We start from the raw sequence: 6,470 nt of genomic DNA, 5'->3' as shown, positions 1-6,470 counted from the left end.
CCTAGGCGTCTGGCTCGGTGGCCAGCCTCTGCTCCTCTGCCGCCGTTGCGAGCAGGACCCTCGCCTTCTCGTGGTTGCCCCGGGCTACGTTCCACGACCACCACCGGTACTTCTGCGCGGTCTCGTATGCCGGGCCGTCCAGGACCACCCGGCCCAAGTCCAGCCAGATGGCCCGGGTGCACATCTCCTCGACGGTCTGGGCTGCGTGGGACACGAGGAAGACGGTGCCGGCGTTCCGGCGCAGCTCCGTCATCTTCTCCTCGGACCGCTCCTTGAAGGCGGCATCACCGGTGGCCAGCGCCTCGTCGATGAGCAGGACCTCCGGGTTGGCAGCAGCCGCGATCGCGAAACGCAGCCGGGAACCCATCCCCGACGAGTAGGTCCTCATCGGGAGGTGGATGGAGTCGCCGATACCGGCGAGGTCGATCACCTCGGGCAGGAGCGCTTCGACCTCCCTGGGGGACAGGCCCATCGCGAGCAGACCGAGCTCGACGTTGCGCTCCCCGGAGAGCTCCGGCATGAGTGCAGCGTTCACGCCCAGGAGGACGGGCGTCGACTGCGCGCGAACCGAACCGCGGGTCGGGGTCTCGAGCCCGGCCATGACCCGCAGGAGGGTGGACTTGCCGGAACCGTTCCTGCCGATGACCCCGATCGACTCACCGGACCGGGCCACGAACGACACCGAGCTCAGCGCCCTGACCTGAACCTGGGGGTTCCGCTCGAGGAGCCGGTGGAGGACCCGCCTGCGTGGCTGGCCGGGATGCCGCGTGGTGCGCTCCGTGGACGACGTCTGGTAGCGCACGTGGAGGTCGGCGACGGCCACGGTCGGGTGCCCGGTCGGCACCTCCGACCCGGTCCGGCGCACCGGGGGCCCGCCGGTCTGCTCATCCACGGCCGTACCGCTCCTCTCCCTGCCAGAAGAAGAGGAGCCCGACGGAGACCGAGCAGACCGCCCACGCCGTGAGGGTCAGCCATGACTCCACGGAGGGGGTGACGGCGTACAGCAGCAGGTCTCGGGTGATGTCCAGCACGAGGAACAGGGGATTCGCTTCCAGGAGTCGCAGCACGCCGGGATCCTCGACGTACCGCTCGAAGGAGAACATGACCGCGGAGCCGTAGAGCCACAACCGGGTGACGAACCCCACGACCTTCCTGATGTCGGGCAGGTGATGGGCGGTCCGTGCCATGACCAGGGCGAGCCCGAGGTTGAACATGGTCTGGAGCGCCACCACCATCGGGAGGAGCAGCCACCGCCACGAGACCTCGGCGTGTGGGGGGATGGCAAGGATCATGAGCACCATGGTGAGGACCACCGGCCCCATGCCGACCATCTCGCGCAGCACCACCGACATCGGAAGGGCGGCCCGGGGAAAGCTGAACGCCCTGATCATGGTGCGCCCGGTGAAGAGGGCGTTGGCGCCACCGGTCATGCACCGGGACGTGTAGTGGAACATGAAGACGCCGACGAGCAGGTAGCCGACGTAGTTGTCGATGCCTCGCGAGGTCTGGAGGAGCAGACCGAAGACCAGGTAGTAGGTGAGGCCCTCGAGCAGCGGGCTCAGCACGAGCCAGGCATTCCCGAGGAGGTACCCCCCGTTGGCCGAGAACGCCCGCGCTCGGGAGTCGACCCAGATGAAGTGCCGCCGCTGCCAGAGGGCGCGCAGGTACTGCCCGAGGGGAAGCCGTCTGCCGACCGGCTTGAGCGTCCACGTGCCCTCGGCATCCCGGGCCTCGCCCGACAGACCGTCGAAGAACCAGTCGTTGTCCGCAGCGACCGCATCGGCGGGCGGGCGCTTGGCAGTCATGGGGCCCCCGCCAGCGACTCGTAGACCTCTCGGTAGCGCTGACCATGGGCGGCCCAGGTGCGGGTGGCCGCGAACGCTCGGCCCCGTTCTCCGTACCGGGCTCGTGCGAGCGCGTCGGAGGCGAGTGACCGGATCGCCGCGGCGAGGGCGTTGACGTCACCCGGCGGCACCATGACTCCAGTGTCGGGGCGGCGCACGACCTCCGCGAGCGCGGGCAGGTCGCTGGCGATCACCGGGCGACCCGCCGCCATGGCCTCCATAGGCTTGAGTGGGGTCACCACGCGGCACACCTCGAGGTCCCTGCGTGGCACCACGAACACGTCCAGGGCTCGGTGCCACAGTGCCGTCTCCTGGCTGCCCACCCGACCGGGCAGCACGGCGGCCTGCCCCAGCCCGAGACGTGCTGCCCGGGTCTCGAGGGCCGACCGCGAGACCCCGTCACCCACGAGGGCCAGCCGGACGTCGAGTCCTTCCGCCCGCAGCAGTGCCACGGCGTCGAGCAGGGCGTCGAGGCCCTCGTAGTCGACCAAGGAGCTCACGGTCCCCACCCAGAAACCTTCCTCTGGAAGGTTCACCCGGCCCCGGGCCTGCGCCGGATCCAGCCGGACGTCGAGCAGCGCGGCATCCACGGCATTCGGCACCACCGTCACCCGCTCGGGCGGCACCCCGCGCAGGACGAGGTCCTCCCGGAGTGTCTCGCCGAGCGTCACCACCTGGTCCGCGGCGAGCATCATCTCGGTCTCCTTAGCCCGGAGCAGGGCGTACCGCTCGCTCGCGGCCCCGGCGGCCCGGTCGCCCACCGGGAGCGAGGCCAGCCACGTCCGCTCGAGCTGCCCGCGGACCTCGTACACCCACGGCAGCCCGAGCGTTCGGGCGACGGCCTCGGTCACCAGGGCATTGCTGTAGTTCGTCGTCGTGTGCAACACGGTGGGCCGGAAGTCCTCAGCGATCGTGAGCGTCTGCGCCACCATCTGCTGCAGCCGCTCGACGGGGGTGCGGGCGGCACCGTCGGCCAGCACGCGCCGGTAGCGCACGCCGTCCACCACGTCGACAGCGCGGGCGAGGGGCCGGCCCACCGTCACCGGGTACCCGATCCGGGTGACCGCCTCGACCTCGATGCCCTCCGCGAGCAGCGCCCGCAGGACCGCGTGGGAGCGGATCGTGTACCCACTCGAGGTGTGCGGCAGTGAGTTGGTCAGCACGTGCAGGGCGCGCGGGCCAGCCCCCCGGCGAGCGGGTTCCCAGCCGGCGTGGCCCTCGTTCGACGGCAGCCGGAACCCCGGCTGCATCATGGCTCGCTCAGAGACCAGCCGTGCCCCGTACCGATGCCCCGCCGTCGAGCTGCCCGCGAGCTGGATGGCGACCGAGATGTCGCCGCGTCGCCATGCCCATCGCGCCTGCGTGACTGCCGGCGTCGCGGTCAGTCCGCCCGGGATGCTCTCCGGGTGCCCCAGGTGCACGGCGAGCTCCCCGGCCAGCCGTCGGCCCACCGCGGTCCGGGGAGGGGTGGCGCGCCCGAGCAGGGTGGCGGCGTCGTCGGGGCGATCCGACACGAACTGGGCGAGGGCGGGTCGCAGCCCCGGGTGTCCGGCGCTGCCGAGTGCGATGAGTCGGGCCACGGGTGTCCGCAGGTGGCGGGGGAGGCGTCGCGCGGACTGGACCACGAGGAGCAGTGGGTCCTCGGCCGCGTGGTGGGACCCGGTCCGAGCCAGGAGGATCAGGTTTCGCGTGACCCTTGAGAGCCGGTCGAGGCCGGGTACCTCACCCACGGGCGACCCCCTCGAGCAGCTGGAGGTACTGGTCGGCCAGGGCGTCGTTGTCGACGTGCCGGGCCACCCACTCCCGGGGCGTCGGGCCGACCTCGAGCAGCCCGCGGTCGTGGTGAAGGCGTGCCCAGAGCGCGGCAAGAGCCGCGGATTCGTCCGGTGGTACCACATGGCCGCCGCCGGTGTCCTCTACGATGCGGGCCGCCTCGCCCGCGAGCATTCCCGTGACGTGACGTCCGGTGCTGAGCACCTCGTACAGCTTGGACGGGACCGTCCAGCCCAAGGGCTCCCACCCCCGCAGGCTCACCAACACCGTGTCGGCCCAGGCGTAGTGCTCCAGGACGTCCGCGTGCGGCACGGGAGGGAGGATCGTCACCGGGGCCTCGAGACGGTGGACCAGCTCGGCGAGCGAAGGCGTCTCTGCCCCGTCACCGACGATCCGCAGTCGTACTGGTACCCCCGCTCGACGAGCAAGCGCCGCGGCACGCACCGCCGACCCCAGGCCCTGGGACCGACCGACCGTGCCGAGGTAGAGCACCCGCAGCTCAGGGGCTGCGGGGTCCGGCGGGGGGAGCGTGACCGGCATCGTGAGGTGCGTGCCGTTGCGGATCACGCGCACCGGGTGCATGCCCCGGCCATGGAGCACGTCGGCGAAGGAGTCCGTGGTGGTCACGACCGCGTCTGCCCCCCGCTGCATCACCGTGATCGGGAAGCTGAGCAGGGTCGCCACGGTGGTTGCACGGTGCCGTGGGGACGGTGGGCGTCCCGGTGCGCCCGACTCCCACTCGTGGCGAACGTTGAGCAGGTCCGGCCAGGCGTCGCGCACCTCCATGACGAGTGGGACCCTCAGGACGGTGCTGAGCACCCGACCCGCCGCGAGGCTGGGGAGTCCGGGCGCCGTCGCGACGACGACGTCCGGACGCCGCTGACCCGAGAAGCGTGCCAGGCCCACGCGAGTCGCATCCGCGGCAGAGACCAGCTGGTCCAGGCCGCGGGAAGCCACCGATGCGTCGTGCTCGAGGAACCGGAGCCGGTGGATCTGCTCGCCATGGAGTCCCCTCGCGACCGCGCCCGGGCGGAGTGAGGCATCGCCGGGGTGCCCTCGGCCGCTGGGGAAGTGCGGCGACGGCGCCAGCACGGCGACGTCGTGCCCGGCCCCGACGAACCGCCGGACCAGCGCGTTCCACCGGTGCTGGGGGGCACCCACCTCGGGGGCGTAGTGGTGCGTGATGAGCAGGATCCTCATCGCACCGTCCTGTTCACAATGGGTAGCCGTCCACGCACGAGGGTACGGGGACGGCCCCCACCCCGCCCGGCCGCCGACTCACCCCCCGAACGTCGCCGGTTCGGCGTCGATACCGGGCAGGACGTGCACGACCACGTCGTCGGCGTCCAGGACGCCGAACGCCAGTGGCCACGACGCCTTCTTGCCGGGTGCGACGGCCTTCGTGGGTGGACTCTTGATGCCCTCGCCGGGGTCCAGCACCTGCCCCCCCTCACCCGCGCCGCTCTGCACGGTGACGAAGACCTGGGCCGGAGTCACGTTCGTCGTGGTGCCGTTCTCCACGGTGACCTCGAAGGTCACGAAGGCCGGCTCCCCACCGTTGATCGACTTTGCCGAGGGCATGAACGTCTCGGGCTTGCTCACGGTGACCTTCAACCCGTCAGGAAAGGCGAAGGCCTTCCCGAAGGCAGCGTCCGCCTTCTCCCGCGGGGGCGCCGAGGCGCCGCTCGGGGACGCCGCGGGATCCCCGCCCCCGGCCTCCTGCCCCGCGGTGGTCGCGCTGCTCGTGGACGACTCGGACGGCTCGTCCGAATCTCCGGTACACCCTGACACCGCGAACACACCTGCCACCGCGATGGCCAACCATCGTCTTCTCATCGTTGTCGCCTCCCCATTCTCGTGGTCATGCTCTCGTGCTCCGGCGACGGCTTGGCGCCCACCCTGCGCGGGTGGGCGCCAAGCACTGCCGAGTCCCTTCAGTCGATCACGGCGCCGTGGTGAACGTCACCGTGGTCGTCGCCAGAGGCGTGCCCGTCAGGCTGCGGATCGCCGATGGTCCACCCGTGAGGGTCAACCGGTACTCCGTGCCTGCCTCCAGCGTGTCTGCTGCACCGCCGAAGGGGTTGACGAGCAACCGGTTGTTCGACGTGTAGAAGGCCATCGTGAGCGGCACGTTGGTGTCGTCGGACACCTTCGTGATCCGTACGGTCGACGTCCCATGCCCCGTGATGGCCTCCGAGAAGAAGACCTGGAGGTTGGAACCGACCGCGACATTGGTCGCCCCGTCCACCGGAGTCGTGCTGAGCACCGTCGGAGCAGGTGCCGCCGGCAGCGTGGTGAACGTGATCGTGGTCGTCGCCAGGGGCGTGCCCGTCAGGCTGCGGATCGCCGATGGTCCACCCGTGAGGGTCAACCGGTACTCCGTGCCTGCCTCCAGCGTGTCTGCTGCACCGCCGAAGGGGTTGACGAGCAGCCGGTTGTCGGCGGTGTAAAAGGCCCGGGTGAGTGGCACGTTGGTGTTGTCGGACACCTTGGTGAGCCTCACGTTCGATCCTCCGTACCCCGTGACCGCCTCCGAGAAGAAGACCTGGAGGTTGGAACCGACCGCGACGTTGGTCGCCCCGTCCACCGGAGTCGTGCTGAGCACCGTCGGAGCAGGTGCCGCCGGCAGCGTGGTGAACGTGATCGTGGTCGTCGCCAGGGGCGTGCCCGTCAGGCTGCGGATCGCCGATGGTCCACCCGTGAGGGTCAACCGGTACTGCGTGTTCGGCGCGAGCGTACTGGCGGTACCACCGAACGGGTTGACGAGCAGCCGGTTGTCGGCGGTGTAGTAGGCCCGCGTGAACGAGACCGTCGACCCGTCGGACACCCTGGTGAGCGTCATGTTGCCGTCGT

Annotated in this window: 6 protein-coding genes; all 6 read right to left on the bottom strand. The window is 70.8% G+C overall.

All coding sequences use genetic code 11. From position 1 onward, the window contains the following. Position 1: 1 nt before the first annotated feature. Positions 2 to 892: an ABC transporter ATP-binding protein gene (locus tag PLL68_RS11470; RefSeq protein ID WP_324534205.1), complete on the bottom strand. Its 891-nt coding sequence runs from the start codon at positions 890 to 892 to the stop codon at positions 2 to 4. Further along, positions 885 to 1,805: an ABC transporter permease gene (locus tag PLL68_RS11465; RefSeq protein WP_324534203.1), complete on the bottom strand. Its 921-nt coding sequence runs from the start codon at positions 1,803 to 1,805 to the stop codon at positions 885 to 887. The genes PLL68_RS11470 and PLL68_RS11465 overlap by 8 nt, the downstream gene beginning before the upstream one ends. Beyond that, positions 1,802 to 3,574, bottom strand: coding sequence for a glycosyltransferase family 4 protein (locus PLL68_RS11460; protein ID WP_324534201.1), 1,773 nt, complete (start codon positions 3,572 to 3,574; stop codon positions 1,802 to 1,804). The genes PLL68_RS11465 and PLL68_RS11460 overlap by 4 nt, the downstream gene beginning before the upstream one ends. Beyond that, on the bottom strand, positions 3,567 to 4,817 hold the full coding sequence (locus tag PLL68_RS11455) for a glycosyltransferase family 4 protein (protein ID WP_324534199.1): 1,251 nt from the start codon (positions 4,815 to 4,817) through the stop codon (positions 3,567 to 3,569). Before PLL68_RS11455 ends, PLL68_RS11460 begins: the two co-directional genes overlap by 8 nt. 78 nt (positions 4,818 to 4,895) lie before the next feature. Continuing rightward, complete coding sequence (locus tag PLL68_RS11450) at positions 4,896 to 5,438, bottom strand: hypothetical protein (protein WP_324534197.1); 543 nt, start codon at positions 5,436 to 5,438, stop codon at positions 4,896 to 4,898. Between the two features lie 121 nt (positions 5,439 to 5,559). After that, the coding region (locus PLL68_RS11445; RefSeq protein WP_324534195.1) for an Ig-like domain-containing domain at positions 5,560 to 6,470 on the bottom strand (911 nt) is incomplete at its 5' end.

It is taken from the genome of Ornithinibacter sp., from assembly GCF_035443565.1.
GTDB lineage: Bacteria > Actinomycetota > Actinomycetes > Actinomycetales > Dermatophilaceae > Fodinibacter.
Note: the sequence above shows the minus strand (reverse complement) of the source record. Positions and strands in the feature narration are given on the sequence as shown.